The 25468-nt window shown below is 71.3% G+C and carries 25 protein-coding genes and 3 tRNA genes; 7 read left to right on the top strand and 21 right to left on the bottom strand.

All coding sequences use genetic code 11. The annotated features are described in order from the left end of the window. Positions 1 to 228: 228 nt before the first annotated feature. Positions 229 to 1806 (top strand): long-chain-fatty-acid--CoA ligase, encoded by a 1578-nt coding sequence (locus FHS13_RS05120; protein ID WP_184288300.1) that lies wholly within the window; start codon positions 229 to 231, stop codon positions 1804 to 1806. Between the two features lie 155 nt (positions 1807 to 1961). Here the strand turns inward: FHS13_RS05120 and FHS13_RS05115 are convergent, their stop codons facing one another. The 3 genes from FHS13_RS05115 to FHS13_RS05105 form a co-directional block, all read right to left on the bottom strand. Next, complete coding sequence (locus FHS13_RS05115; protein ID WP_184288296.1) at positions 1962 to 2438, bottom strand: hypothetical protein; 477 nt, start codon at positions 2436 to 2438, stop codon at positions 1962 to 1964. Positions 2439 to 2558: 120 nt separating this feature from the next. Beyond that, complete coding sequence (locus FHS13_RS05110) at positions 2559 to 3845, bottom strand: class I SAM-dependent methyltransferase (protein ID WP_184288294.1); 1287 nt, start codon at positions 3843 to 3845, stop codon at positions 2559 to 2561. A gap of 61 nt (positions 3846 to 3906) precedes the next feature. Next, positions 3907 to 5358, bottom strand: coding sequence for an FAD-binding oxidoreductase (locus FHS13_RS05105; protein WP_184288291.1), 1452 nt, complete (start codon positions 5356 to 5358; stop codon positions 3907 to 3909). A gap of 225 nt (positions 5359 to 5583) precedes the next feature. On the opposite strand from FHS13_RS05105, the gene FHS13_RS05100 reads away from it, so the two are divergent. After that, positions 5584 to 6390 (top strand): aspartate/glutamate racemase family protein, encoded by an 807-nt coding sequence (locus FHS13_RS05100; protein ID WP_184288287.1) that lies wholly within the window; start codon positions 5584 to 5586, stop codon positions 6388 to 6390. Between the two features lie 218 nt (positions 6391 to 6608). On the opposite strand, the gene FHS13_RS05095 is transcribed toward FHS13_RS05100, so the two are convergent. After that, complete coding sequence (locus FHS13_RS05095; RefSeq protein ID WP_246404573.1) at positions 6609 to 8144, bottom strand: hypothetical protein; 1536 nt, start codon at positions 8142 to 8144, stop codon at positions 6609 to 6611. A gap of 167 nt (positions 8145 to 8311) precedes the next feature. Between FHS13_RS05095 and FHS13_RS05090 the strand changes: the two genes are divergently transcribed. Together FHS13_RS05090 and FHS13_RS05085 are read left to right on the top strand one after the other, a co-directional pair. Then, positions 8312 to 8659 carry a hypothetical protein gene (locus FHS13_RS05090; RefSeq protein ID WP_184288284.1) on the top strand — a complete coding sequence of 116 codons (348 nt, stop codon included), beginning with the start codon at positions 8312 to 8314 and terminating at the stop codon, positions 8657 to 8659. A gap of 153 nt (positions 8660 to 8812) precedes the next feature. Beyond that, positions 8813 to 9337, top strand: a complete 525-nt coding sequence (locus tag FHS13_RS05085) for a DUF6315 family protein (RefSeq protein ID WP_184288282.1) — start codon at positions 8813 to 8815, stop codon at positions 9335 to 9337. Between the two features lie 51 nt (positions 9338 to 9388). On the opposite strand, the gene FHS13_RS05080 is transcribed toward FHS13_RS05085, so the two are convergent. The 4 genes from FHS13_RS05080 to FHS13_RS05065 all read right to left on the bottom strand — a co-directional run bounded on the left by FHS13_RS05080 (position 9389) and on the right by FHS13_RS05065 (position 12753). Beyond that, positions 9389 to 11452 carry an ATP-dependent DNA helicase gene (locus FHS13_RS05080; protein WP_343064909.1) on the bottom strand — a complete coding sequence of 688 codons (2064 nt, stop codon included), beginning with the start codon at positions 11450 to 11452 and terminating at the stop codon, positions 9389 to 9391. Positions 11453 to 11544: 92 nt separating this feature from the next. Continuing rightward, the gene (locus FHS13_RS05075) at positions 11545 to 12018 is read right to left on the bottom strand and encodes an SRPBCC family protein (protein ID WP_184288279.1); all 474 of its coding nucleotides are present in this window, start codon (positions 12016 to 12018) and stop codon (positions 11545 to 11547) included. After that, positions 12011 to 12382 carry an ArsR/SmtB family transcription factor gene (locus tag FHS13_RS05070; protein WP_184288276.1) on the bottom strand — a complete coding sequence of 124 codons (372 nt, stop codon included), beginning with the start codon at positions 12380 to 12382 and terminating at the stop codon, positions 12011 to 12013. Before FHS13_RS05070 ends, FHS13_RS05075 begins: the two co-directional genes overlap by 8 nt. Positions 12383 to 12680: 298 nt before the next feature. Further along, positions 12681 to 12753, bottom strand: a tRNA-Ala gene (locus FHS13_RS05065). A 114-nt stretch (positions 12754 to 12867) separates the two neighbouring features. On the opposite strand from FHS13_RS05065, the gene FHS13_RS05060 reads away from it, so the two are divergent. Next, on the top strand, positions 12868 to 13062 hold the full coding sequence (locus FHS13_RS05060) for a hypothetical protein (RefSeq protein WP_184288273.1): 195 nt from the start codon (positions 12868 to 12870) through the stop codon (positions 13060 to 13062). Between the two features lie 230 nt (positions 13063 to 13292). Here FHS13_RS05060 and FHS13_RS05055 read toward each other — a convergent pair. Further along, positions 13293 to 13365 (bottom strand) — tRNA-Ala (locus FHS13_RS05055). A 201-nt stretch (positions 13366 to 13566) separates the two neighbouring features. Here FHS13_RS05055 and FHS13_RS05050 point away from each other — a divergent pair. Further along, the gene (locus FHS13_RS05050) at positions 13567 to 13860 is read left to right on the top strand and encodes a GroES family chaperonin (protein WP_184289152.1); all 294 of its coding nucleotides are present in this window, start codon (positions 13567 to 13569) and stop codon (positions 13858 to 13860) included. A 163-nt stretch (positions 13861 to 14023) separates the two neighbouring features. On the opposite strand, the gene FHS13_RS05045 is transcribed toward FHS13_RS05050, so the two are convergent. From FHS13_RS05045 to nadD, 8 genes are all read right to left on the bottom strand, one after another. Beyond that, positions 14024 to 14938 (bottom strand): carbohydrate ABC transporter permease, encoded by a 915-nt coding sequence (locus FHS13_RS05045; protein WP_184288270.1) that lies wholly within the window; start codon positions 14936 to 14938, stop codon positions 14024 to 14026. Beyond that, positions 14935 to 15783 carry a carbohydrate ABC transporter permease gene (locus FHS13_RS05040; RefSeq protein ID WP_184289149.1) on the bottom strand — a complete coding sequence of 283 codons (849 nt, stop codon included), beginning with the start codon at positions 15781 to 15783 and terminating at the stop codon, positions 14935 to 14937. The genes FHS13_RS05045 and FHS13_RS05040 overlap by 4 nt, the downstream gene beginning before the upstream one ends. A 72-nt stretch (positions 15784 to 15855) precedes the next feature. After that, the gene (locus tag FHS13_RS05035) at positions 15856 to 17145 is read right to left on the bottom strand and encodes an ABC transporter substrate-binding protein (RefSeq protein WP_184288267.1); all 1290 of its coding nucleotides are present in this window, start codon (positions 17143 to 17145) and stop codon (positions 15856 to 15858) included. A gap of 147 nt (positions 17146 to 17292) precedes the next feature. Beyond that, positions 17293 to 17517, bottom strand: a complete 225-nt coding sequence (locus tag FHS13_RS05030) for a helix-turn-helix domain-containing protein (RefSeq protein ID WP_184288266.1) — start codon at positions 17515 to 17517, stop codon at positions 17293 to 17295. A gap of 311 nt (positions 17518 to 17828) precedes the next feature. Next, positions 17829 to 17901, bottom strand: a tRNA-Ala gene (locus FHS13_RS05025). A gap of 88 nt (positions 17902 to 17989) precedes the next feature. Next, positions 17990 to 18613, bottom strand: coding sequence for a histidine phosphatase family protein (locus tag FHS13_RS05020; protein WP_184288263.1), 624 nt, complete (start codon positions 18611 to 18613; stop codon positions 17990 to 17992). A gap of 55 nt (positions 18614 to 18668) precedes the next feature. Further along, positions 18669 to 19064, bottom strand: coding sequence for a ribosome silencing factor (rsfS, locus tag FHS13_RS05015; RefSeq protein ID WP_184288260.1), 396 nt, complete (start codon positions 19062 to 19064; stop codon positions 18669 to 18671). A 17-nt stretch (positions 19065 to 19081) separates the two neighbouring features. After that, entirely contained in the window at positions 19082 to 19735 is a 654-nt protein-coding gene (gene nadD, locus FHS13_RS05010; protein WP_420222270.1) for a nicotinate-nucleotide adenylyltransferase, read from the bottom strand. A 215-nt stretch (positions 19736 to 19950) separates the two neighbouring features. Between nadD and FHS13_RS05005 the strand changes: the two genes are divergently transcribed. Next, entirely contained in the window at positions 19951 to 21000 is a 1050-nt protein-coding gene (locus FHS13_RS05005; protein ID WP_184288258.1) for a M48 family metallopeptidase, read from the top strand. Between the two features lie 72 nt (positions 21001 to 21072). On the opposite strand, the gene FHS13_RS05000 is transcribed toward FHS13_RS05005, so the two are convergent. From FHS13_RS05000 to proB, 4 genes are all read right to left on the bottom strand, one after another. Then, a complete protein-coding gene (locus FHS13_RS05000; protein WP_184288255.1) occupies positions 21073 to 22044 on the bottom strand; it encodes a hypothetical protein in 972 nt (323 codons plus the stop codon). A gap of 237 nt (positions 22045 to 22281) precedes the next feature. After that, positions 22282 to 23556, bottom strand: a complete 1275-nt coding sequence (locus FHS13_RS04995) for a glutamate-5-semialdehyde dehydrogenase (RefSeq protein WP_184288252.1) — start codon at positions 23554 to 23556, stop codon at positions 22282 to 22284. A 153-nt stretch (positions 23557 to 23709) separates the two neighbouring features. Then, the gene (locus FHS13_RS04990) at positions 23710 to 24153 is read right to left on the bottom strand and encodes a type II toxin-antitoxin system PemK/MazF family toxin (RefSeq protein WP_343064907.1); all 444 of its coding nucleotides are present in this window, start codon (positions 24151 to 24153) and stop codon (positions 23710 to 23712) included. A 97-nt stretch (positions 24154 to 24250) separates the two neighbouring features. Further along, positions 24251 to 25408, bottom strand: coding sequence for a glutamate 5-kinase (proB, locus tag FHS13_RS04985; protein WP_184288246.1), 1158 nt, complete (start codon positions 25406 to 25408; stop codon positions 24251 to 24253). Positions 25409 to 25468: the final 60 nt, after the last annotated feature.

The following is a 25468-nucleotide window of genomic DNA, read 5'->3' as shown; positions in this document are numbered from 1 at the left end:
GGGAGGTCCGGCACCGGGCCCGGGCGGAAACCACCCCTCTTTCACACTCCGTCACAGTGCGGACCCAATGCGCATGAAGTGATGTTTCGTGGGATTGCAGACTTCTTACCCCTCCACACCGACCGTCCGGTTTGTTACGCTTCCGCAGAAGTGGCGAAGAACACGCGACCCAGATCACACCGGCTCGCCGTGCCCACCTCGTGATCCATCTGCTTGCGGGAGGCCCCTATGCTCAACCTGTCCGTGATCCTGGAGGACGGTGCCCGTTCGACCCCCGAGAAGGACTGCCTGGTCTTCGGAGACCTCCGTCTGAACTACGCGATCACCGACATGATCGCCAACCAGGTCGCGAACCTCCTCGTCTCCCGCGGTGTCCGGCCGGGCGACCGCATCGCACTGGCCAGCCCGAACCTCCCCTACTTCCCGTTCGTCTACTACGGCGCGCTCAAGGCCGGCGCGGTCGTCGTACCGCTGAACGTACTGCTCACCCCGCGTGAGATCGCCTATCACCTGGAGGACTCCGGCGCCAAGGCGATCTTCGCCTTCACCGGCTCCCCGGAACTGCCGCTGGGCGAGCGCGCCTTCGAGGCCTTCGGCCAGGTGGACACCTGCGAGTTCTACGTGGACCTGCCCGCCACCCCGGGCGCCACCGAGTCCGCCATCGAGGGCGCCGAGACCCTGTGGAAGGCCCTGGAGGGGCAGCCCGGCGAGTTCGAGAGCGTGCAGACCAGCTCCGAGGACACCGCGGTCATCATCTACACCAGCGGCACCACCGGAAAGCCCAAGGGCGCCGAGCTGAGCCACAACAACCTGATGATGAACGCCGTCGTCTCCGCCGGCATGGTCAACCCGCACCCCGACGGCCGCGACGTCGCCCTGGTGGTCCTGCCGCTGTTCCACATCTTCGGTCAGACGGTCATGCTCAACGCCGCCCTGTACCGGGGGGCGACCCTGGTCCTCATGCCGCGCTTCGACGGCAACGAGGCCCTGGCCCTGCTCGAGAAGGAGGGCGTCACCGCCTTCGCGGGTGTGCCCACCATGTACTGGGGGCTGCTCAACGCCGCCCAGGCGGCCGAGGCCGGCAAGTACGACCTGGAGAAGATCGCGCACAACCTGGTCGACGCCGTCTCCGGCGGCGCGGCCCTGCCCGGCCAGCTCGCCGAGGACTTCGTCAAGACCTTCGGCGTCGGCATCAAGGAGGGGTACGGCCTGTCCGAGACCTCCCCCGTGGCCTCCTTCAACAACCCCAACGTCAAGGCCAAGACCGGCTCGATCGGCCGCCCGGTGTGGGGCGTGGAGATGAAGCTGATCGACCCCGAGTGGAACGAGGTCGTCAAGGAGGGCGACGAGGACCCCGTCGGCGAGATCGCCATCCGCGGCCACCTGGTGATGAAGGGCTACCACAACCGGCCCGAGGTCAACGCCGAGGTCCTGCGCGACGGCTGGTTCCGCACCGGCGACATCGCCCGCCGCGACGACGAGGGCTTCTACTTCATCATCGACCGCTCCAAGGACATGATCATCCGCGGCGGCTACAACGTCTACCCGCGGGAGGTCGAGGAGGTCCTGATGACCCACGAGGCCGTCAGCCTCGCCGCCGTCGTCGGTGTCCCCCACGACAGCCACGGCGAGGAGGTCAAGGCGTTCGTGATCCTCAAGGACGGCGCCTCGGCCACCGCCGAGGAGATCATCGAGTGGTCCAAGGAGAGGCTCGCGGGCTACAAGTACCCCCGTGAGATCGAGTTCCGCGACACGCTGCCGATGACCTCCACCGGCAAGATCCTCAAGCGCGAACTGCGCGCCTGAGCCCGGACCCGGGCCCGGCTCCCCTCCTCCCCCGGGGCCGGGCCCGTCCCGTGCCCGGACGGTCCCGGCGGTCGCGTGCCGCCGCGGCCGGGAGCGGAGCGCGTCCGGGGCACCGGCCCGCCCTCCGCCCCCTTCGCGGCTTCCCCCGGGAACGGCTACTCGGCGAGTCCCGTCACCTGGCGCAGGGTGGAGACGAGTTCGGCCCGCTTGTAGACGGCCAGGCCGATGGCGGCGCCGAACGCGGCGAGCATGTGCACGTAGACCATGGGGTCGCCGTTGGTGAGGCGCTCGGCGGCCTCCTCCTCGCCGACGGTGTGGGCCTCCCAGGCCGTGGAGACGGCGAACTCCAGTTCGGGAGGAAGCATCTCGGCGACGGTGCGGGCGACCGCCTCGCGCGAGTCGGCGGGCTTCCACACCACACCGGTGGCCTGTACGCGGCGGCTGAGGAAGGCGGCGACGACCCGCAGTTCGGAGAGGACCTCGTCGATCGCGTCGGCGGCCCTGGGGACGGCGCGCTCGAGCTCGTCGCGGTTGCGGTCGGCGTAGGCGGCGATCAGGTCGACCACGGTCCTCTTGACGTGGTCGGGCACGTCCGGTGCGGAGGGGCCTTCCCCGCCGGGGTTCTCGGTCACTGGGCACTCCTGGGTACGGCCGGTGGGTGAACGGGGTCCATCATGCCGTCCGACCGCCTCGGACGGGGGACGGGGAGAGCCCGTGTCCTCCGTTCGGGGAGGGCCGGAAGGCCGGTCGGGTCAGAAGGCGGGGCGCAGCGGCATGTGCGACTCGGTGCCGTCGGGCTTCACCCCGAGGATGTGGTGCAGCTGCACCACGTTGCGCTCGAAGCCGAGCACACACGCGGCCATGTAGAGCCGCCACACGCGCGCGGTGCCCTCCCCGACCTCGGCGACCGCCGCATCCCAGTTGCGTTCCAGGTTGGCGCCCCAGTGGCGCAGCGTCAGTGCGTAGTGCTCGCGGATGTTCTCCTGGTGGCGGATCTCGAACCCCGCGTCGTTCATGGCCGCCTGGATCTCGGCGGGGCCCTCCAGCTCCCCGTCGGGGAAGACGTAGCGGTTGATGACGCCGTCCGGGTCCATGCGGGGCAGGTCGTTGCGGGGGCGGGTGATGCAGTGGTTGAGCAGCCGCCCGCCGGGGACCAGCTTGCTGTGGAGCGAGGCGAAGTAGGAGGGCAGGTTCCTCGCCCCGATGTGCTCGGTCAGGCCGATGGAGCTGATCCGGTCGTAGCTGCCGTCGGCGACGTCCCGGTAGTCCATGTGGCGGACCTCGGCCAGGTCCGACAGACCCTCCTGGGCGATCCTCTTGGACGCCCACTCGGCCTGCTCCTTGGACAGGGTCACGCCCAGCGCGCGGACGCCGTGCTCGCGGGCGGCGTGCACGACCATGCCGCCCCAGCCGCAGCCCACGTCGAGCAGCCGCATGCCCGGTTCCAGACCGAGCTTCCTCGAGACCAGCTCGTACTTGCGGAACTGGGCGCTCTCCAGCGCCCCGTCACCGGCCTCCACCCGGTCCAGGCCGCTGTCGGTGTTGTCGAAGACCGCGCAGGTGTAGGTCATGGAGGGGCCCAGCACCATCTCGTAGAAGGCGTTGGAGACGTCGTAGTGGTGGCGGATGACCTCGGCGTCACGTTCCTTGGAGTGGCGCCAGCCGCGTCTGGCCAGGCGGCCGCGTGTCATCTCCTGCGGCGGAGGGGCGACCCGGTTGGCGAACTTGACCCAGCCGACCGAGCGGACGATGTCGGCGATGTCGCGCACCGAGATCCGGGGGCCCTCGGCGAACACGAAGTCGGCCATGCGCCGCAGGGCGGTGTACATGTCCCCCTCCACCTCCAGGTGGCCGGACACGTAGGCGCGGGTGAGGCCGAGCGGGTTCGGGGACTGGGCGAGGTAGTTGACAGCGACGGGGGTACGCACGTGGAGGCGTACGTCGCTGCCGGGATCACCGGCACTGCTTCCGTCGTAGGCGGTGAATCGGAGAGGCGCGTCGGTTCCCACGACGCGCTCGAAGATCTCGGCAAGCCGCACTGCTCTTCCTTCCTCTCGTGGAGCGGCCCGCCCACGGGTCGCGCCCCGTTGCTGTGTGCCCTCAGCGGTTGTGCACGCACTTGGCGTACAGGTCCAGCAGCCTCCCTCCGGGGTCGTAGGCCTCCTTGAGGCCCCGGTAGGCGGGACCGTTGTAGAGCCGCCAGAACTCGTCCTCCTCGTAGAAGGAGTCGGAGTACAGCGACTTGTGGCCGCCGAGCTCGGTGACGCGCTCCTCGATCCGGCGGTTGTGGTGGGCCCGGCGCTGGCCCGGTTTCATCTCCACCAGGCCCCAGAAGCCGAAGTTGACGTAGAGCCGGTCGTTCTCCAGGGGGTAGAGCGGCCAGACGTGCTCACCCTCGGCCGCGCCGGGGCGGCGGGGTTCGCGCAGGCGCAGCGGGCACATCCACACGGGGGACATGCCGATCTCCTCGTGGAAGAAGTCGAGGAACTCGGCGCCGCGCTCCACGCCCACCTCGACGTCCTGGATGAGGGGCTCCTTCGGGCGCCGCCCCCGGTAGTGGTCCAGCAGCCGGGAGAAGGAGGTGCGCCTGTCCCAGGCGACCAGGCGGCGGTAGACGTCGGAGCGCTTGAGCGAACGCGGCCACAGGGGGCGGACCAGCGGATGCTGGACGCCGAAGGCGCGCGAGCACCAGAACCAGTCGGTGTCCCAGCGCCACAGGTAGTCGTGCGTGGTGAGGTAGTCGCCGGGACCCGCGCCCGCGTATCTCGGGATGGAGCGGTAGTAGATCTCGTTGCCGGTGTAGTCGCTGGTCCAGGGCGCCTCGTCGGTGAAGCGGGCCAGGGTGAGGTAGAGCTCTCCGGGGCCGAAGGCGACGCCGTCGACGAAGTCCACGGGCCGGCCGCCGTACTCGCGGTCGGCGCAGATCCGGGCGAGGGCGTCCATGGCCTCGGACGCGTCGGAGAAGCGCAGGTGGCGCAGGTGCACGTACGGGGAGACGGGTTCGAGCTCGATGCGCAGGCGCAGAGCGTAACCGAGGGTCCCGTAGGAGTTGGGGAAGCCGTGGAAGAGGTCGCTGTGCGCGTTGTCGCGCGTGGCGGTGACGACCTCGCCCCCACCGGTGAGGATCTCCATCTCCTGGACGGCCTCGTGCGGGAGGCCGCTGCGGAAGGAGGAGGACTCGATGCCCATACCGGTGACGGCGCCGCCCAGGGTGATGGTGCGCAGCTGGGGGACGACCGTCGGCATGAGTCCGTGCGGAAGGGTGGCGGCGACGAGGTCCTCGTAGGTGGTCATGCCGCCGACGTCGGCGAGGCGCTCGACCGGGTCGATGGAGAGGACACCGGTGAAGGCGGAGACGTCGAGCGCCGGAGCGGAGCCGGACTCCCGGAACCGGAAGAGGTTGGAGGTGGGCTTGGCCAGGCGGACCGGCGTCCCCGGGGGCAGGGCCCGGTAGTCGCGGAGCAGGCGCCGGACCGCCGCGGTGTGCTCCGCCGGTTCGGCGGCACCGGTGGTGTCGGCGGTGCCGATCGTTCCCTGCTGTCGTGGAGTCATCCGCTCTCCCGTTTCCGGCGTCGGCGTGCACTCGGCACGGACCGGCCCCCCGAAGGCCGATCCCCTCAGTTCTACCTACGGGTAGGCGGGTTTGCCACCCCATACGCCCCGTGTTGCGCCGTACCGCGAAGGCTGTTGTGGCGCAAGAGTTTCCTGCTTCGCAAGTGATGGCTGCGGCGATGTGCCGAGGAGGTCGGCGCGCGGACGCGGATAGGATCAGGGGTCGTGCGCATCGCTCTCGTTGACTCCGGTATCGGCATGCTGTCCACCGCCGCGGCCCTGTTCGCGGCCCGTCCGGATGCCGATCTGCTCCTGTCCATGGACCCCGACCACATGCCGTGGGGCCCGCGTACCCCCGACGAAGTGATCGGACGCGCCCTGGCCGGGGCCCGGGCCGCCGCCGAGGCCGCCGGGGACGGGGGCCTGGACGCCGTGGTCGTGCCGTGCAACACGGCGTCGGTGCACGGGCTCACCGAACTGCGCGCCGTGTTCGAGCCGGGGATTCCGGTGGTGGGCACGGTCCCGCCCATCAAGCCGGCGGCCGCCGCGGGCGGGCCGATCGCCGTGTGGTCGACCGCGGCCACCACCCGCAGCAGCTACCAGCGCCGCCTGATCGAGACCTTCGCCGGGGACGCCACGGTCACACCCGTGGCCTGCCTGGGGCTGGCCGAGGCGGTGGAGTCGGCCGATCCGGGCCGGATCACCGAGGCGGTCGGCCGGGCGGCCGACGCCACCCCGGCCGATGTGCGCGGGGTGGTGCTCGGGTGCACCCACTACGACCTGGTGGGTGAGGAGATCACCTCGGCCCTGCGGAAGCGCCGGGGGCCGGGCACCGAGGCCCCGGCGCTGTTCACCGCCGCCCGCGCCGTGGCGGCGCAGGTGCTGCGCCGCATCGGGGACGTGCCCGTGTCGCACCGGTCGGGCAGCGTGCGCGTCCTGCACAGCGGCCGCCCCGGCCGGATGCCCGACGCCGCGCTGGCCTACCCGGCCGGCCGCGCCCTGGCCGCGGGTGAGGTCCCCCTGTCCCTCTGACCTCTCGACCGAGCGGGGTCCGGCCTCGGCCCTGCTTTTCGGATCGTCTCGGACCGCACGGCCGCCAGGCACCCCCTTGCCTCGCCGGAGAAGCTTGCGAGGCCGGGCCGAGCCGCGCTTCCTGCCTCGCAAGGGAGCGCCCGGCCGGCCGTTCTCCGGAGGATCGGCTCCGCCGACGCGGCGAGAGCACCCGGAGAACACGGCCTCGGTGCAGTGGCCTAGGAGGCCGTGCCCACCGGCTCGGGGGCGGGGGCCTCCAGCGGGGCCGGGGGCTCGGCGGGGGCGGGGGCGGTGAAGGCACCCGCCGCGAGGGTGCGCACGAGGTTGCGCACACCCGCCGTGTCGTTGTCGTGCAGGAGGGTCTCGAGCAGGGACAGGGCGGCGCGCTGGTCGCCGGGGCTCTCCTTGACGTGGCGCCACTGGGGTTCGGTGGCCGCGTCGGAGAGCATGAGCGTGCGGCCCACCTGACCGAGCGCGGAGAGCAGCATGCTGTCGTGCGGACGGTCGGCCAGTGCGGCGTTGACCTGCTCCGCCTGGCGTTCGGGGTCGACCTCCTCGGTCGGCTGGGCCTGCAGGAAGTCGAGGATGCGGTCGGGCGGGGCCAGCGGCTGGAGCGGCGGCATCGCGTCGACCATGGCACGGGCCTCGGCCAGGTCTCCCCGGATCTCGTCCGTGTTGCTCAGCTCGCCGATGAGCCGTTCGGCGCGCTGAGCCGAACAGCTCGCCACCCACAGGGCGCCGCGGCCCACGGCCAGCCGGGCGGCCGCCAGAGCCAGCTCCGCGCCGCGGCGGGGCGCACCCACGCGCTCGAAGTAGCGGGACCAGGTGGTGACCCGCACCCCCAGGCGCCAGTCGTTGCGGACGCTGCCGTGGCACACCAGGTTCTCCACCGCCTCGACCCATGCCGGGCGCAGGTGCGGGTGGGCCTCGGCCTCCTCCACCGTGGGCAGCGGCGTGATGGCCTCGCGCGGCGGGCACATCCCGAGGCGGGTGAGCCAGGACAGCAGGCGGGCGCGCTCGAAGCGGACGAGTCGGCGCAGCGCCGGGCGGCGGGTGTTGGCCCCGTCCAGGCCCAGCTCGGCCTCCATGCGGTCGAGGACCACGAGGGCGTCGGCGTGCCGGTCCTGGCGGCGCAGGGCGCGGACCATGGTGAAGACGCCGCCGGCTCCGAGCATCGCCGGCCCGGTCGCGGTGTGCTCGTAGCGGCGCAGTTCGTACTCGGCCCGGTCGGGGCGGTCCTCGTCGACGAGCAGCCCGATCCGGGCGAGGACGAGCGCGGGCCAGGCAGGGGTGCGCTCCCAACCGGTCAGGCGGCGGGCGGAGAGCAGTTCCCGGCGCGTCTGGGTGGTGCCCGCCGCGTCGATGTTGGCGTGGCATCGCGTCAGGGTCTCCAGCGCGGAGACCGGGAAGGGGCCGCGGTCGTACGGGCCGGTCTCCTCCTCGAGGGCCGCCGCGGCCTGGGGCAGGGCGCGCCGCCCCTCGGCGAGGGTGCCGACCCGGACGGCCAGGGGCCAGTGCGAGAGGAAGGCCAGTGTGGGCGGGCCGAGGACGTCGGGCACAGCGGTCCGGCCGTCCTCGGCCTCGGTGGCCAGGCGCCGGGCGATACGCGCGGCCGCGCGGGCCACGGCCTCCACCCGGGCGGTGTCGCCGGCCTCCGCGAGTTCGGGCAGCTCGGCAACGGCCTCGGCCAGGTCCTCCTGCCCGATGGACCTGAGCTGCCTGGCGGTCTCCCCCGACCATGTCCACATCGGCATCGTCTTCTCCCCTGATCGGATGCTGATGCACAGAAAGTAGCAGTGCGGTGACTCTTGCGTCCGGGGAATGCGGGAAACCGTCCGGCTCAGGGCTCGGGGAAAGACGTACTCACGTCCTAGACTGAACTTGAACCCTCAACCCCCGATCCCGAGGAAACGTGACCCGCATGGGATGGCGAGACCGCTTCGGACTGCGCAAGGCCAACCGCCAGGGCAAGACCCGCTTCGACCGGACCTCCGAGGACTCGGACGTCAAGGCCCTGATCGAGTTCGCCAGGAGCAGGGTGGGCGTGGAGTTCTTCGTCGAGCCCGAGACCTTCGCCACCCGGACCACCGCGGTCGCCGTCGCCGCCGACGGGGAGTGGATCCGGCGCCGCTGCGGCTCCCCCGAGGTGATGCGCAAGGTGGCCCGCAAACTGGCGGCGCCGGTCTACGACGCCCAGATCGTGGGCTATCCGCAGCGGATGCGGGACTGGAGCGCGCGCAACAAGCGGGGCCTGTCCCTGGACGAGTGAGACGGGACACCCGTGTCCCTGCTCCGCGGTGCCCGAAACCCGCGACCGGGTCATTTTGGGCATTGATGACGAGTCCTTGCCGCGACTTCCTCGCCGAACGGGTTCCCTAACGGGCTTCATCCGTCGCATACTCGCCTGGGAGGGGGGACTCTGATGAAGCAGGATCTCACGGCCCTGTGCTGCGAATGCGGCTCGATGCGCGAGGTGAGCGACTACCGGAGTGTCGGCGAGGCACAGTCCGCCTACGGGCTGGCCCGCTGCGTCGTCTGGCGCAAGTGCCGCACCTGCGGCTGCCGCACCTACCACGCCTACCTTCGCGGCGACGAGGACCGCGACGAGCTGGAGGACGCCCTGCGGCTGGACGGCGCCCTGGCGGCCGAGGCCCTGGACGAAGAGGTCGAGCAGCTCCGGCTGTGCGGGGTCGAGGTGGGCCACGCGCCCGTTCCCGCGATCTGGGGCGGGCAGTCCGTGGCCATGGTGACCCAGCGCCTGACCGACCGCTCCTATTCCATCGTGCTGGACCCGGAGGCGTCCGTCGTCTCCCGGCTCAAGCTCATCGACATGATGTGGAACGAGCTCCTGGTCGGCGAGCACGACGACCGCTGGTACATCCACGAGGCCGAGGACGACTCCCCCGGCTACGCGGTCCGCCTCTTCGGGTACCGCACACGGGGCTGACGGAAGCGGAGGCGGCCGGGCGTCCCGAGAGTGCCCGGCCGCCTCTCCCGGTCAGGCGGCGGGCTCGGGAGCGGACCGGCCCGAGAGCCGGCGCAGCGCGGCCCGCGCGACCGAGGGGTCGGTGGTCCCCCAGTAGGGCGGGAGCGAGGCACGCAGGAAACCGCCGTAGCGGGCGGTGGCCAGCCGCGGGTCCAGCACCGCGATGACGCCCCGGTCCCCGGTGGAGCGCAGCAGGCGCCCGGTGCCCTGCGCGAGCAGCAGCGCGGCGTGGGTGGCGGCCACCGACAGGAAGCCGTTGCCGCCGTGCGCCGCGATGGAGCGCTGGCGGGCGGAGGCCAGCGGGTCGTCGGGCCGGGGAAAAGGAATGCGGTCCACGATCACCAGGGACAGCGACGGCCCCGGGACGTCCACGCCCTGCCACAGCGACAGGGTGCCGAACAGGCACGCCCGCTCGTCGTCGGCGAAGCGGCGGACGAGCTGGCCGGTGGAGTCCTCCCCCTGGCACAGGATCGGATGGTCGAGGCGCTCGCGCAGCTCCTCGGTGGCCTGTTTGGCCGCGCGCATGGAGGAGAACAGGCCGAGCGTGCGGCCGTCGGCGGCCTCGATGAGCTCGGAGATCTCGTCGACGTAGGCCGGGAGCAGCCCGTCGCGGCCCGGCTGGGGCAGGTGCGTGGCCACGTAGAGGATGCCGCTGCGGGCGTGGTCGAAGGGCGAGCCGACGTCGAGCGCCCGCCATCGGGGCTCCCCCGCGGCGCGGTGCGGACCGTCCTCGTCGGAGGGGTCGTCGGGTTCGGCGCCCCGGGCGGCGCGCTCGGCGTTCTCCTCGGTGACCTCCCGGCCCAGTCCCCACTGGTGGGCCAGGGAGGTGAAGGAGCCGCCCAGGGTGAGCGTGGCGGAGGTGAGGACCACCGTGCGGTCGCCGAAGAGCTTCTCCCGCAGCAGCCCGCCCACACCGAGCGGAGCGATGCCGAGGGCGGGCTGGCGGCCGGGGGCCCGGGTGAGCCAGACGACCTCGGTGCGGTCGCGCAGGGCGGGTTCGAAGGACTCCAGGATCCGCACAGCGGTGTCGTGGACCTCGCCGAGAGAGGCCAGGGCCATGCGGCGCTCACTGGCGGTGTCGGCATCGCTCTCCCCGTTCGAGGGACCGATGGCGGTGACGCAGGCGGACGCGGCGTCGCGGGTGGCGGCGACGGCGCCGGCCAGGGCCTCGTCGATGTGGTCCAGGCGCCCCTCGGGGACGTCGGCGAACATGAGGGCGAGGCCGTCGGCGCACTCGGCGAGGCGCTCGCTCACCCCGGGTTCGACCAGTCGGGCGGCGCGCTTGGCGGCGAGGGAGACGGCGCGCTCACCGAGGGTGCCGGTGGCGACCGAGGTGGCGCGGTCGACGAGCTCGTGCGCCTCGTCGATCATGATCGTGTCGTGCTCGGGCAGGATGTGGTTGCCCTGGGTCATGTCGATGGAGAGCATGGCGTGGTTGGTGACCACCACGTCGACGCCCTGGGCGGCCTCGCGGGCGAACTCGGCGAAGCACTCCTGGCCGAAGGCGCAGACCCGGGCCCCCACGCACTCGTTCGCGCCCACGGACACCTGCCGCCAGGCCAGGTCGCCGACGCCGGGGACGAGCTCGTCCCGGTCGCCGGTGACCGTCTCCTCCGCCCACTCGTGCAGGCGGGCGACCTGTTTGCCGAGGGAGGAGAGCTGGCGGGGGTCGAAGAGTTCGGCCTCGTCGTGCTCGTCGCCGGCGCTCTCCAACCGGTTGCGGCACAGGTAGTTGCGGCGGCCCTTGAGCACGGCGAACGTGGGTTCGCGGGGCAGCAGGGGCGCGAGTGCCTTGGCCAGGCGCGGCAGGTCGCGTTCGACGAGCTGGGTCTGGAGCGCGATGGTCGCGGTGGAGACGACGACGGTGGTCTCCTTGTCCAAGGCGTGTCGAATGGCGGGCACGAGGTAGGCCAGGGACTTCCCGGTGCCGGTACCGGCCTGGACGACGAGGTGTTCGCGCTTCTGGACTGCCTCCGCCACCGCCTCGGCCATGGCGGACTGTCCCTCGCGGCGGTTGCCGCCGAGGGCCTTCACGGCCGTGTCGAGCATGGTCGGGACATCGGGGAGATCTGCCACGGGATCGACAGTACCGGCCGCGGGGGACATCGCGGCCGCTGTCCACAGGACCGGTCGGCCGGACCCGGGGGCCCGGCCGACCGCGGCAACGCTCAGGTCAGCGACCCGGCGAGCTCCTCCAGGGCGTCCAGGGACTGCCTCAGCCCGGTCTCCATCCCCGACCGCACCATGCCGTCGCGGTCCTCGACGCTCTGGAACACCGAGACCGAGGTGTAGCGGGTACGGCCTCCGTCCTCCTCCAGGGCGTGGGTCTCCATGGCCACGTGCCCCGGCATGCCCTCGTACTCGAAGGTCTGCACGAAGCGCTCGGGCGCGACGACGTCGTGGAACACACCGCGGAAGGCGTCCTCCCGGCCGTCGGGGCCCTTCTCCACGAACCGCCAGGTTCCGCCGGGGCGCAGCTCGAGCCGGTCGACGACCGTCTCGGTCTCGGCCAGGCCCCACCACCTGGCGAGGTGCTCGGGCTCGGTCATCGCCCGGAAGACGACGTCCCGTGGGGCGTCGAAGGTGCGCCGGACGACGATGTCCTGCCGGCCGGGCTCGACGATCACTTCGAGGTCACTCATTCTCGGTCTCTCCCTCTGTGGTTCCGGTGCTGCTCCGCTGTCCCCGCTGGATACGGCTGATCACCTCGTCGAGCCGGCCGAGGCGGTCCTCCCACTGGCGGCGGTGGCGGCCGATCCACTCCGACGCCTCCTCCAGCGGCTGCGTCTCCAGGCGGCAGGGCCGCCACTGGGCCTCCCTGCCCCGGCTGACGAGTCCCGCGCGTTCGAGGACCTTCAGGTGCCGGGAGACCGCCTGGAGACTGATGGGGAACGGCTCCGCGAGCTCGTTGACCGTGGCCTCACCCCTCGCCAGCCGGGCGAGCAGCGCCCGTCGGGTCGGATCCGCCAACGCGGCGAAGACGAGGCTCAGCGAGTCATCCGCCATCTCCTTGTTCAACCTCCTGGTTAATCAACCGACATGTTGATCATGGACCGGCGAAGCTCCCGGCGCAAGACCTGGAAGGCAAAATTCGGGGACGGAGCAGAACGACCCCGCGAGCAGGCGCGGCCGGCGGACAGGGCCGCCTCCGCGGAGCCCGGGCCCCGGAGGAAACGAAACGACCCTGGCCGCGAGCGGAGCTTGCGAGCAGGGTCGTTCTCAAGGGGGCCCGGGGGTCTTCCCCTGGAAGAAACAGAACAACCCCGCGAGCAAGCGGAGCTTGCGAGCAGGGTTGTTCTCGAGGTGGAGCTATGGGGATTCGAACCCCAGACCTCCTCCATGCCATGGAGGCGCGCTACCAACTGCGCCATAGCCCCGAGTCCTTCGGTTTCCCGAAGTCGTGGGACCAGTCTATCGGACCTGCGGGGGTGACTCGGCCACGGTGGTTCGCCCCCTGGCGACAACACGCGCGAAGGCGTAGAAAAGGGGCCATGGGAGATACGGATCCGGCCGGCGCCCTCCGCCGCTGGGAGGACCACGGCGGGACGTGGCGCGTGGTGGGCCGCTCCGAGGGACAGGTGACGGTGTCCCTGCGGCGCTGCGACGGCGGCGAGGAGGTGGAGCGCCTGGTCTCCGGCGACGCGGCCCTCCTGGACCACATCGGCACCCGCACCGAGGGGCCCTGACCGCGCCGTTCCGGGGAGAAACGGAACAACCCCGCCCGCAAGCCGAGCTCGCGGGCGGGGCCGTTGTCGAGGAGGCCCGGGGGTCTTCCCCCGGAAGAAACAGAACGACCCCGCGAGCAAGCAGAACTTGCGAGCAGGGTCGTTCCCGAGGGGGCCCGGGGGTCTCCCCCCGGAAGAAACAGAACGACCCCGCGAGCAAGCGGAGCTTGCGAGCAGGGTCGTTCCCAGGGTGGAGCTATGGGGATTCGAACCCCAGACCTCCTCCATGCCATGGAGGCGCGCTACCAACTGCGCCATAGCCCCTGGATTGCCGGTCGGTTTCCCCGAACGGCGATGGAAATACTGTACCGGAGGTGAAGAGGCGGTGAAGCCAACAGGGCGTCCACAGGGCACCCACGGAGTGTGTTGCGCGTCACCGTCGAGACCGGGGGAGGATGCGGGCCCTGGGTCGCGGTCCGGACGCAATATCCTGGAGGCGTGGCCGAATCAAAGCTTGAAATCCAGATGCTCCACGACCGCCTGCTCGTGAAGACGGTCGTGGACAAGAGCGAACGGCGCAGCAGCGCCGGCCTGGTCATCCCGGACACGGTGAAGCTGGCCACCAGGCTCGCCTGGGGCGAGGTCGTGGGTGCCGGAACCGGCGCCCGGCACGTGAAGACCGGTGACCGTGTGCTCTTCGACCCGGAGGAACAGGGCGAGGTCGAGTTGAACGGCGAACGCTACGTCATCCTGCGCGAGCGCGACGTGCACGCCATCGCCAAGGAGGCTCCCGAGCGGGGCACCGGGCTCTACCTCTGACCCCTGTCCGTCCGACACCCGCCGACCCGCCGGGCCCCGTGCCCGGCGGGTTCCGTGTCTCCGAGCCCCTCGCGGTCGCACACCCCGGTCCGGCCGTTCCGCCTCGCGGTACCGCCGTTCCTCCCCGTCCGGCCCTCCCCGCCGCCCGGGCGGGACGCCCCGCTCAGCCCTTGACCGCACCGGAGGTCAGTCCGGCGACGATGCGGCGCTGCAGGATCAGCGCGAAGGCGATGAGCGGGATCGACACCAGGACCGACGCGGCCATGACCTGGCCGATGGGGTTCTCGTACCCCACGCGCTGGAACGTACCGATGAAGACCGGGACGGTCTGCACGTTCAGGTCGCGCGGCGCGAACGAGAACGCCAGCAGGAATTCGTTGGTCGCGTACACGAAGGTGAGGATCGCGGCCGCACCCACGCCCGGGGCGGCCAGCGGCACCACCACCCTCCAGAAGGCCTGGAAGGGCGTGGCGCCGTCCACCTTCGCCGACTCCTCGATCTCCTTGGGGATGCCCGCGAAGAACGTGGTGAGGATGAAGACGGCCAGCGGCAGGGTCAGCGCCACGTACGGGATGACCATGCCCGCGTAGGAGTTGAGCAGGCTGATCCCCGTCCACTCGTCGATCCTCAGGTACATCTGGTACAGCGGGTTGACCAGTGCCACCGGCGGGAAGAGCGTCGCCACCAGGGTGACGGACAGGATGAGGAACTTGCCCGCCAGCGGCAGCCGTGCGAGCGCGTACCCCGCCAGGGACGCCACGGGGATGCAGATCAGCGTCGTCAGCGCCGCCACGACCAGCGAGTTGCGCAGCGCGAAGTGGAAGCCGAGGTCGACGACCTGCCGGTAGTTGTCGAGGTTGAACGGCCCCCGCAGGATGTTCGGGTCGGTGAGCGCGTCCGCCCCGGTGCGCAGACTCGTCATCGCCATCCACAGGAACGGGAACAGGCACCACAGCAGGACCACGGCCAGGCCCGCGATCTTGAGTGCGTTCGCCAGAGCGGGCGGCACCTTGCGGCGCGGCCGTCGGGCCCGGCCCACCACCCGGGCGATCTCGTTCCTCTCCGTCCTGCTCGTCATCGCTCTCCCTCCCCTGCTGCGTCTCCGACCATGTGCCTGCCCATCCGGCTGATGAAGGCCAGGCCGACGAGCATGACGACAACGAACGTGAGCGTGGACAGCGCGTTCGCGTAGCCGAGCCGCGGCTCGGCGATCAGGAACCGCTGGGCGTACACCGACAGGGTGGCCAGCGAGTTCGAGTAGCCGGAGAACACGTACGCGAAGTCGAACATGCGCAGCGCGTCCACCGTGCGGAACAGCAGCGCGACGACGATCGCCGGCCGCAGGAGCGGCAGGGTGATGGACCAGAACCGCTGGATCGGTCCCGCACCGTCGACCTCGGCCGCCTCGTAGTAGTCCCCCGGAATCGTCTGCAGCCCGGCGAGCAGCAGCAGTGCCACGAACGGCGCGGTCTTCCAGACGTCGGCGCCGATGATGGCGACCATCGACCACGCCGGATCGCGCAGCCAGTTGATCTCGGCGCCCAGCACCGCGTTCGCGAAGCCGGGGTTGTGGTCGAACATGTACCGCCACACCTGCGCGGCGACGGCGGTGGGGATCACCCACGGCACCAGGATGACCGCGCGGGTCAGGCCGCGGCCCACGAACGCCTGGTGCATGATCAGCGCGAACCCCATCCCGATGACGAACTCCAGCGTCACCGACGCGACCGTGAACACCAGGGTGTTGAGGACCGCGTTGTAGAAGTCGGGGTCCGTCAGCGCCTGCGCGTAGTTGCCGAGCCCGACGAACTCGCTGTTGAAGCCGCGCACGCGGTAGAGGCTCACCACCACGGCGTAGAACACCGGGAAGAGGGCGATGACGGCCATGAAGGCGAAGGACGGGGTCAGGAAGATCCTGCCCATCGCCCTCTCTCCCAGGCCGCGCCGCACACGTCCCTCCCGGCTCGTGCCCCTCGAAATCGTCGCCATGGCCGCCTACTCCTGTCCGAGTGCTTCGCCGGCTGCCCGGTCCACCGCTTCCAGCGCCTTCCGAGGGTCCTCGTGCCCCAGGTAGGCGGGATACACGTTGTCCTGAACGGCCAGCGACAGCGAGTTGTAGCCGGGTACCGGCGGCCTGGGATGCGCCTCGGTGAGGATCTCCCCGAGCAGCTGCACGTTCGGGTCCTCCGCCTCCTCGTAGATGCTGAGCATGGTCGGCGCGATGCTGTGCTCGATGAGCGCCTCCTGGGCTCCCGGGTCCGTCGCCGCCCACAGAACGAACTCGCGGGCCAGCTCCTTGCTGTCGCTCAGTGTGCTGACGGCGTTGTTGAGCCCGCCCAGCGCGCTGGTGGAGCCCTCGCCGTCGAAGGTGGGCAGCGGAGCGACCCCGAACTTCCCGGCGACCGCGCTCTCCTCCCCCGCCTCGCCCTCGAGGAGCGGGATCGCGTAGGGCCAGTTGCGCATGTAGACGGCCTCGCCCGCCTGGAACAGGGCACGGGCGTCGTCCTCGACCATGGAGTCGAAGCCCTCGGCGAAGAGACCGCCCTCGTGCGCCCGGGACATGAAGTCCAGTGAGCGCTCGGCGGCGTCGCCCTCCAGGAAGGTGCTCCGGGTCTGGTCCTCGTCGAACAGCTCGCCGCCGGCGGACCAGAACAGTTCCAGGTAGGTGACGACGAAGCCCTCGTACTGGTCACCCTGGCCGACGTAGCCGGAGATCCCGGCCTCCTCGGCGGCCGCGGTCCCCGTCTCGTAGAGTTCCTCCCAGGTCCGGGGCGGCTCGTCCACCAGGTCGGTGCGGTAGTAGAGGAAGGCGCCGTTGGACGAGTAGGGCAGGGCGTAGAGCTCGTCCTGCCACTGGGCGCTGTCGAGGGCCCCGGGCAGGCTGACGCCCTCGACCTCGGGTCTCAGGTCCTCCAGGCTCTCGACGTAGCCGAAGTCGGCGAACTCACCGGTCCAGATGACGTCGAGGCCCAGGACGTCGAAGTCGCCGGCCCGGCTCTGCAGGTCCTGGAACAGGGCCCGGCGCTGCTCGTCGGCGGTCGGGGCGAGGAAGTAGACCTCGACCTGGCGGTCGGGATTGTTCTCGTTCCACAGCCGCGCGACGGCCTCGTGCGCGGGGCGGTCGGCGCCGGTGACCGCCCACACGAACTTCGGGTCGTCGGCGAGGCCGCCGCTCCCCTCCGCCTCACCGGGCGGCGGTCCGCACCCGGCGACCAGTACCAGGGCGGCGACGGCGGCAGCCGGCCCGCGCCACCCCCCTGCCCCGCGGTGCGGCGGTTCGGCCATGAGTTCCCCTCCCCTGACACCGACGGGGATGTCGCGTGTCGGCTCGGTCCTTCTTGTGCTCCCCTCTCCACCCCTGGCCATGACCGGGGATGAGCGGGTAATCACCCCCAGTACCCAGGTCCCCGGTTCGTCAAGCCCGCAGGTCCGTCAGCGCTCTCCCGGCGTCCGGCTTCTGCCGTACTTCTTGTGCACCGCCTGCTTGGAGACACCCAGCACCGTGGCGATGGCGGCCCAGGTGACGCCGTCGTTGCGGGCCCGGCGCACCAGGACGGCCTTTCTGCGCTCCAGGTCCGCACACAGCTCCGCCAGGGCGGCGAGCTCGGTGATCGGGTCGCGGTCCCCGCCGTCGGCGAGGTCGGTGAACTTGTCCATGCTGTCAACTATCGTTGACACCCCTGGAAGCGTCAACCATGGTTGACACTCAGGCCGTCCCGGGGCCTCGGGAAAGCGGGAACCCTGGGGCTCCCGGAAAAACAGAACGACCCCGCGAGCAAGCCGAGCTCGCGGGCGGGGCCGTTGTCGAGGAGGTCCGGGGGTCTCTCCCCGGAAGAAACAGAACGACCCCGCGAGCAAGCAGGGCTTGCGAGCAGGGTCGTTCTCAAGGGGGTCCGGGGGTCTCCCCCCGGGAGAAACGAAACGACCCCGCGAGCAAGCAGAGCTTGCGAGCAGGGTCGTTCTCAAAGTGGAGCTATGGGGATTCGAACCCCAGACCTCCTCCATGCCATGGAGGCGCGCTACCAACTGCGCCATAGCCCCGTGTCGGGAGCCGATCGGTGGAACCGGCCGACTCCCCCAACAATAGCGGAATCCGGAGCGGACGTCGAAACGGACCCGAGGCGGCCGGTCAGGCGTCGTCGCTGAGCACCACCGGTTCGGGCAGACTCGCCGCGTTGTGCTCCATCAGGCGCCACATCCCCCTGTGCTGCCTGAGCACCGACCAGCAGCAGTTGCTGAGCGGTCCCAGGATCTCGCGCTGTTCGTCGGGGATCCCCAGCATGCGGGAGATCGCGACGCGCAGGGCGGCGCCGTGGCTGACCACCACGAGCAGTCCGCCGTCGGGGGTCCTGGCCAGCGCCCGGTCGACAGCGGCCTGCATGCGGTCGCCCACCTCGGAGATGGACTCCCCGTCGGGGATGTCCATGCGCGCGTGCTCGACCGGCCAGCGTTCGGCCAGCTCGACGCCGGTGAGTCCTTCCCAGGAGCCGCCGAAGCGCTCGCGCAGCCCCTTGTCGAACTCGATCCGCAGGCCGGTGGCCCGGCCGAGGTAGCCCGCCGTGTCCGCGGCGCGCCTGAGGTCGGAGGCCACGATGGCGTCGGGTTCCATCGTGGCGAGGAGCCGTCCGGCCCGGTCCGCCTGGGCGTGACCGGTCCTGTCGAGCTCGATGTCGGTCTGGCCCTGGAAACGGTTCTCCACGTTCCAGGCCGTGCGTCCGTGCCGCCAGAACAGCACACGACGGGTGTCGCTCACGTGATGTGTCTCTCCGCTCGGGGTGTCGCTGGGTGGGAGACCGGGCGCGGGAGCGCTACTGGTCCAGCGGCGTGCGCTCGGCGCCGCGCGAGCCCTCGGGGAGCTCGATCTCGGGGCAGTCCTTCCACAGCCGTTCGAGGCCGTAGTAGCCGCGCTCCTCCTCGTGCTGGATGTGCACGACGATGTCGACGTAGTCGAGCAGGACCCAGCGCCCGTCGCGCTCGCCCTCGCGCCGGACCGGCTTGGCGCCGGCCTTGATCCGCAGCTGGTCCTCGACCTCGTCGATGATCGAGCGGACCTGGCGGTCGTTGGGTGCCGAGCACAGGACGAAGGCCTCGGTGATGGCCAGCTGCTCGCTGACGTCGTAGGCGATGATCTCCTGGGCGAGCTTGTCGGAGGCGGCCTCTGCCGCGACCCTGACCAGCTCCACTGCCCTGTCTGTGGCTGTCACGTTGTGCTTGCTGCCTTTCAGCTCTCTCGGTAGAGCCCGGTCTTGTTGATGTAGCGGACGATGCCGTCGGGGACCAGGTACCAGATGGGTTCGCCCTTGCGGACCCGTTCCCGGCACTCGGTCGAGGAGATGGCCAGCGCGGGGACCTCCACCAGGGAGACCTTGCCCTCGGGCAGCCCGGAATCACTCAGATGGTGCCCGGGGCGGTTACAGCCTACGAAATGCGCGAGCTCGAAGAGTTCGTCCGCGTTCTGCCAGCCCAGGATGGCGCCGAGCGCGTCGGCCCCGGTGATGAAGAACAGTTCGACCTCGGGGCCGTACCTGGCGCGCATCTCGCGCAGTGTGTCGATGGTGTAGGTGGGGCCGGAGCGGTCGATCTCCATGCGGTCCACGCGGAACTGCGGGTTCTCGGCCGTGGCGATGACCGTCATGAGGTAGCGGTCCTCCGACGGCGTGACCTTGGCGGGGTCCTTCTGCCAGGGCCGCCCGGTGGGGACGAAGACGACCTCGTCGAGCCCGAAGAGGTGAGCGACCTCACTGGCCGCGACGAGGTGGCCGTGGTGGATGGGGTCGAAGGTACCGCCCATGATGCCGACCCTGCTCGGCCCGGCGTCGTCGCGTCGGACGGCAGGAACGCCTTCCTGGGGGGCTTCGCTCGCTTCGTGCACCACTGTGCGCTCCGTTCCACCGTGTTCGGACATCGCCGGAATCAGCCAACCGAGACTAGCCGACGGCGGCCGCGTCCTCTGCCGCACGGTCTCCACGTCCCCGGGAACAGGAACAACGGCCGGGCGTCCGGCACCCTTCCCGGCAGGTCCGCACATCACGTCATATCTCGAAGGCGGAAACCATGGCCAAGGGGGGACCCGGCGCATAGCATGCCGGTATGTCCAACTCACCGGATCGCGTCCGTGTCAGGCTCTCCGAGATCTCTTCCCGCGCCTACGAGCATCCCGCCGACCGCGGCGCCCTGGTGGCCCTGCGGTCGCTGCGCGGCTTCGACGAGGTCTTCAAGCGGCTGTCCGGGCTGTTCAACGAGCGTGCGCTGAGACTGATGTTCCTCTCCAGCGCCGTCCGCGTCGGCCCCACCCAGTTCCCGCACGTGCACGACCAGGTACGTGACGCCGCCTACGTCTTGGACCTGGACGAGGTGCCCGAGCTCTACATCCAGATGAACCCCCGGCCCAACGCCATGGCGATCGGCAGCCACCGCCCGTTCATCGTCATGACCACGGGGCTGTTCGACCTGCTGGACGCCGAGGAGCAGCGCTTCGTCATCGGCCACGAGGTCGGCCACATCCTCAGCGGCCACGCCGTCTACCGCACCATGCTGCTGGCCCTGATCCGCCTCGCCACCCGGGTGGCCTGGGTGCCGCTGGGCTACATCGGACTGCAGGCGATCGTGGCCGCTCTCGAGGAGTGGTACCGCAAGTCCGAACTCTCCTGCGACCGCGCCGGGGTCCTGGCCGGCCAGGACCCCGAGGCGGCCAAGCGCGCGCTGATGAAGCTGGCGGGCGGATCCCGGCTCGGCGAGATGAACCCGGACGCCTTCCTGGAGCAGGCCCGCGAGTACGAGAGCGGCGGAGACGCCCGCGACAGCCTGATCAAGCTGATGAGCCTGTCCGGACAGACCCATCCGTTCGCGGTGATCCGCCTGGCGGAGCTGGACCGCTGGATCGAGGACGGGTCCTACCGCCGCATCCTCGGCGGCGACTACCCGCGCCGTGCCTCCGACCGCGAGGCGAAGATCGGTGAGGAGGCGCGCAGCGCCGCACGCTCGTACAAGGAGGCGTGGGAGCGCAGCGGAGACCCCCTGCTGGGCACTCTGCGCGACGTCGCGGGCAGTGCGGCCAGCGCGGGAGGCAAGATCTTCGACACCGTCGCCGATCGCTGGCGGGGCGGCTCCCGCGGCAGCAGGGACGACAGCGGCAGCTGAGAATCGCGGCGCCGCAGTGCCCGGGGGCACTGCGGCGCCGTCAGGTCCGTCCGCCGTGACCGGCGGTCGGTGTCAGAACGCGGGGCCGGCGGCCAGCGCGGCCTCGACGGTCTCGCTGCGGGTCTCCTCGACCGCCTCCTCCAGCTCCTCCCCGTGGACCTCGAACTCCTCCGCCACGGCGGCGGAGAAGGTGCGCAGGGCCACCTCCTGGGTGAGGATGTCGCCGCGGACCCGGTTGTTCTCACCGATCTGGGCCGTCGGGCTGTTGCCCGAGGCGGACAGGTCCCCGCCGACGATGTTGTTGTCGATGTAGACGCCGCCGGAGACCCCGGTGACGCTCAGGTCGCCGTCGACGTAGTTGAGGGACTCGCAGAAGCCCTCCTGTTCGCCGGCGCCCACCGCGACCGGTCCGGAGCCGCCCGCGTAGGAGGCGTCGCCGATGACCTCGCTGTCGCAGAGGATGCCGCCGCCGGCCGCGCCGGTGACGCTCAGCGCACCGCGCACGACCGAGTTGTAGACGTCGGCGTACTCGACGCCGTCGGCCTTGAGCGCTCCGCCAACACGGGAGCCCTCGAGGTAGAGGGCCCCGGTCTCGGCGTTGATGTTGCGGACGCTGGAGTCCACGAGGTAGGCGAAGCCGCTCTCGTTGCCGCCGTCCACCTGGACGCTGCGCAGTGCGGCCCCGGCGGAGCTGTCCTCCAGGTACGTGCCGTAGGAGCCGCGGTTGACGATCTTGCCGCCGACGGAGGTGGCGGAGGCGTCGAAGTAGCCGTCCTGCTGGACGGTCACCTGGCCCTGGATCTCACCGCCGATGATGTGCAGGTTGCCGCCCTTGCGCACGGTGACGTCCCCCTGGACGACCGTGCCGTCCAGGTAGCAGTCCTTGTCGGCGGGAACGACGAGGTCGGTGGGCAGCGTGACGGCGCCGCCGTGGCCCGAGCAGAGGGTGACCAGGTCCGCCTGGGCGGGGGCGACCGCAAGCGTGACGCCGCCGACGGCCAGGACGGCTGTCGCAACGGAAGCGACCGTGCTGCGGAGCTTCATTCGGGGGGTTCCTTTCGTCATGACTGGGGGGGAGGGTGCTCATGGTGTGACCGAGCGGGGGAGGGAGCACCTCAGGCACCTAGAAGAACGTACCGATCACCCATCGCTTTGGGAATACGTCGCGGAGGAAGATTCGCTTCTGTCCAGGTTTCGGTCCGGGAAACACCCCGTCTGGCAAAGGTGCGCGTCCATCGCAGCGGCAGGGGGCCGTCCGTGCGGACGGCCCCCTGCCCCGGATCACCTCACGTGGCCGTCGCCGGTGACGACGTACTTGGTCGAGGTCATCTCCGTGAGCCCCATCGGCCCTCTGGCGTGCAGCTTCTGGGTGGAGATGCCGATCTCGGCACCGAAGCCGAACTCACCGCCGTCGGTGAAGCGCGTGGAGGCGTTGACCATGACCGCGGCGGAGTCCACCCGGGACACGAAGTACCGGGAGGCCTTCAGCGAGTCGGTGACGATCGCCTCGGTGTGGCGGGTGGAGTAACGGCGGATGTGCGCGATGGCCTCGTCGATGTGGGGCACCACCCGCACCGACAGGTCCATCGCCAGGTACTCGGTGGCCCAGTCCTCCTCGGTGGCGGGAACGACCGTGGCCCCGGTGTCGCGGGCGGCGGCGATCTCCAGCACCCGCTCGTCCCCGTGGACCGTCACCCCGGCCTCGGCCAGGGCGGGCAGGAGCCGCGCCAGGAACTCCTCGGCGGCGGCCTCGTGCACCAGCAGGGTCTCGGCGGAGTTGCACACCGAGCAGCGCTGCGCCTTGGCGTTGACGGCGATGTCCACCGCCTTGCCGAGGTCGGCGTCGGCGTCCACGTAGACGTGGCACAGGCCCTCGCCGGTCTCGATCACCGGGACCGTGGAGTCGCGGACGACGGCCTGGATGAGCGACCTGCCGCCCCGCGGGATGAGGACGTCGACGAGCCCGTGCGCCCGCATGAGGGCCTTCGAGGACTCGCGGGTGCGGCCGGGCACCATCTGGATGGCGTCGACCGGGACCCCGGTGCCCTCCAGCGCGTCGCGCAGCACGCCGATGAGGGCGGTGTTGGAGGAGTAGGCCGAGGAGGAGCCGCGCAGGAGGGCGGCGTTGCCGCTCTTGAGGCACAGGGCGGCGGCGTCGGCGGTGACGTTGGGCCGACCCTCGTAGACGATGCCGATGACACCGAGCGGAACCCGGATCTGGCGCACGTCCAGGCCGTTGGGGAGTACGTAGCCGCGCACCGCCTCGCCGACCGGGTCGGGCAGCTCGGCGACCGCGCGGACCGCGTCCGCGATGTCCTCGATCCGCCGGGGCGTCAGCGTGAGGCGGTCGATCATGGCCGGGCCGGTACCGGCCTCGCGGGCCCGCTCCACGTCCTCCGCGTTGGCCGCGGTGATCTCGTCGGACCGCTTGACCAGGGCGTCGGCGAGGGCGGCCAGGGCCGCGTCCTTCACCGCACGGCCGAGCGGGGCCAGCTCGGCCGCCGCGTCCCTGGCACGTTCGGCCACCGCACGGACCTCGCGCTCGATGTCACTCATGGCGTTCTCTCTCGGTCGGGAGGCCGCCCCGGTGCACCGGCCCCCGTCGAGTGGCGGGCAGCGGTCCGGGACGATTGCCTTCCAGCGTATAACCCCGCACCGCGGCGGGGCCGGAGTTGTCCACAGGCCGGACGGCCGGCGCGCGCCCGCCCCTCAGCTCCAGCCGTAGCGGCTGCGCAGGACGTCCGCGACCAGCCAGAACCGCTCCTCATCCATGACGGCGGCCTCGCGGCGGATGTCGTCCTCCTCGAAGTCGAAGAGGCGGTCCACCCGGAGGTAGGAGTCGCGGCCCCGCCGATCCCAGGGGCCCGAGCCGATGGGAAGCCAGTCCTGCCGCTCCCAGTGCTCGGGCCGCTGGGAGGACAGCATCAGCCCCTGCAGGCGGTGGCCTCGGCGGCCGATCACCAGGAGCGGCCGGTCCTTGCCCCGGGAGGGGTCCTCCTCGAAGGGCACCCACGTCCACACGATCTCGCCCGCGTCGGCCAGGCCGTCGCGCTCGGGGGCGTAGACGACCCTGGTCGCGCCCTGTCCGGTCGGGATCTCACGGACCTCGCCGTGCTGGGGGTGCCGTTCACCGCGCATCGTCTGTTCGCTCACGAGACGCATCCTAGGACGTGCGCCGGACCGGACCTGCGCCGGAGCCGCGCTCAGGCGCCCGGGGGGCGGGTGTCGCCGACCTCCGCGGTCATTGCACCTAGAGGACGACCAGGTCGTCGCGGTGGACGAGCTCGCGCTCGTAGGAGGGGCCCATCTCACGGGCCAGCCAGCGGGTGGAGCGGCCCATGAGGTCGGGCACCTCGGCCGCGTCGTAGTTGGTCAGGCCGCGCGCGACGACCGCACCGGCCTCGTCGCACAGGTCCACCGGGTCGCCCGCGCTGAACTCGCCCCTCACGGCGACCACCCCGGCCGGCAGGAGCGACGCCTTCTCCCGGACCACGGCGGCGACCGCCCCCGGGTCCAGGACCAGGCTGCCGCGCCCGGCGGTGGCGTGGGCCAGCCACAGCTGCCGGGCCGAGGGGCGGCGCCCCCCGCCGGCCGCGAAGAGGGTGCCCACGCGCTCCCCGGCGAGGGCGGCCCGTGCATTGGCGGCCGAGGTCAGGACCGTGTTCACACCCGCCTCGGTGGCGATGCGCGCCGAGGCCACCTTGGTGACCATGCCGCCGGTGCCCACCCCGCGGCTGCCGGCGCTGCCGATGTCGATGCCCTCCAGGTCGGCGGGGCCGCGTACCAGGCTCACCAGGGAGGAGGCCGGGTCGGCGGGGTTGCCGTCGTAGAGGGCGTCGACGTCCGACAGCAGGACCAGGGCGTCGGCGCGCAGCAGGTGCGCCACCAGGGCGGCGAGGCGGTCGTTGTCGCCGAAGCGCAGCTCGTGGGTGGCGACGGTGTCGTTCTCGTTGACGATCGGCAGGGCCCCGATGTCGAGCAGGCGGCGCAGGGTGCGCTGGGCGTTGCGGTGCTGCACCCGCCGCATCATGTCCTCGACTGTGAGCAGGACCTGGGCGGCGTTGATCCCGTAACGCGCCAGTTCACCGGTGTAGGAGGCCAGCAGCAGCCCCTGCCCGACACTGGCCGCGGCCTGCTGGGAGGCCAGGTCGCGGGGCCGGGTCCCCATGCCGAGCGGGGTCATGCCGGCCGCGACCGCGCCGGAGGAGACCAGGACGACCTCCTGGCCGCCCGCGCGCCGCGCCGCCAGCACCTCGACCAGGTCGCGGATGCGGCCGGCGTCGATCCGGCCGTCCCGCGTGGTCAGGGACGACGATCCCACCTTCACGACCACGCGGCGCGCCGCCGCGACGGCGGCGCGGCCGGCGGCCTCCTGCGAGTCGGTCTGTTCGATTTCTGCGCTGTGCACCCTGAGGGCTTTCCGTCCGTGGCGCGGAAGGGTCCGCGCGTCCTGGTTCGGCCGGGCCGG

It is taken from the genome of Nocardiopsis algeriensis (assembly GCF_014203695.1).
In the GTDB taxonomy this organism is placed as follows: Bacteria; Actinomycetota; Actinomycetes; order Streptosporangiales; family Streptosporangiaceae; genus Nocardiopsis; species Nocardiopsis algeriensis.
The sequence above is the reverse complement of the archived record's forward strand: the minus strand, read 5'-3'. Positions and strand labels throughout refer to the sequence as shown.

What these genes read in the sequence shown, in the direction of transcription:
- FHS13_RS05005 (WP_184288258.1), top strand. Translation starts at nt 19,951, where the DNA reads ATGTCCAACTCACCGGATCGCGTCCGTGTCAGGCTCTCCGAGATCTCT.
- FHS13_RS05000 (WP_184288255.1), bottom strand. Translation starts at nt 22,044, where the DNA reads ATGAAGCTCCGCAGCACGGTCGCTTCCGTTGCGACAGCCGTCCTGGCC.
- FHS13_RS05035 (WP_184288267.1), bottom strand. Translation starts at nt 17,145, where the DNA reads ATGGCCGAACCGCCGCACCGCGGGGCAGGGGGGTGGCGCGGGCCGGCT.
- FHS13_RS05040 (WP_184289149.1), bottom strand. Translation starts at nt 15,783, where the DNA reads ATGGGCAGGATCTTCCTGACCCCGTCCTTCGCCTTCATGGCCGTCATC.
- FHS13_RS04995 (WP_184288252.1), bottom strand. Translation starts at nt 23,556, where the DNA reads ATGAGTGACATCGAGCGCGAGGTCCGTGCGGTGGCCGAACGTGCCAGG.
- FHS13_RS05050 (WP_184289152.1), top strand. Translation starts at nt 13,567, where the DNA reads ATGCTCCACGACCGCCTGCTCGTGAAGACGGTCGTGGACAAGAGCGAA.
- FHS13_RS05075 (WP_184288279.1), bottom strand. Translation starts at nt 12,018, where the DNA reads ATGAGTGACCTCGAAGTGATCGTCGAGCCCGGCCGGCAGGACATCGTC.
- FHS13_RS05105 (WP_184288291.1), bottom strand. Translation starts at nt 5,358, where the DNA reads ATGACTCCACGACAGCAGGGAACGATCGGCACCGCCGACACCACCGGT.
- FHS13_RS05090 (WP_184288284.1), top strand. Translation starts at nt 8,312, where the DNA reads ATGGGATGGCGAGACCGCTTCGGACTGCGCAAGGCCAACCGCCAGGGC.
- FHS13_RS05085 (WP_184288282.1), top strand. Translation starts at nt 8,813, where the DNA reads ATGAAGCAGGATCTCACGGCCCTGTGCTGCGAATGCGGCTCGATGCGC.
- FHS13_RS05095 (WP_246404573.1), bottom strand. Translation starts at nt 8,144, where the DNA reads ATGCCGATGTGGACATGGTCGGGGGAGACCGCCAGGCAGCTCAGGTCC.
- FHS13_RS05045 (WP_184288270.1), bottom strand. Translation starts at nt 14,938, where the DNA reads ATGACGAGCAGGACGGAGAGGAACGAGATCGCCCGGGTGGTGGGCCGG.
- FHS13_RS05070 (WP_184288276.1), bottom strand. Translation starts at nt 12,382, where the DNA reads ATGGCGGATGACTCGCTGAGCCTCGTCTTCGCCGCGTTGGCGGATCCG.
- FHS13_RS05030 (WP_184288266.1), bottom strand. Translation starts at nt 17,517, where the DNA reads ATGGACAAGTTCACCGACCTCGCCGACGGCGGGGACCGCGACCCGATC.
- FHS13_RS05120 (WP_184288300.1), top strand. Translation starts at nt 229, where the DNA reads ATGCTCAACCTGTCCGTGATCCTGGAGGACGGTGCCCGTTCGACCCCC.
- FHS13_RS05060 (WP_184288273.1), top strand. Translation starts at nt 12,868, where the DNA reads ATGGGAGATACGGATCCGGCCGGCGCCCTCCGCCGCTGGGAGGACCAC.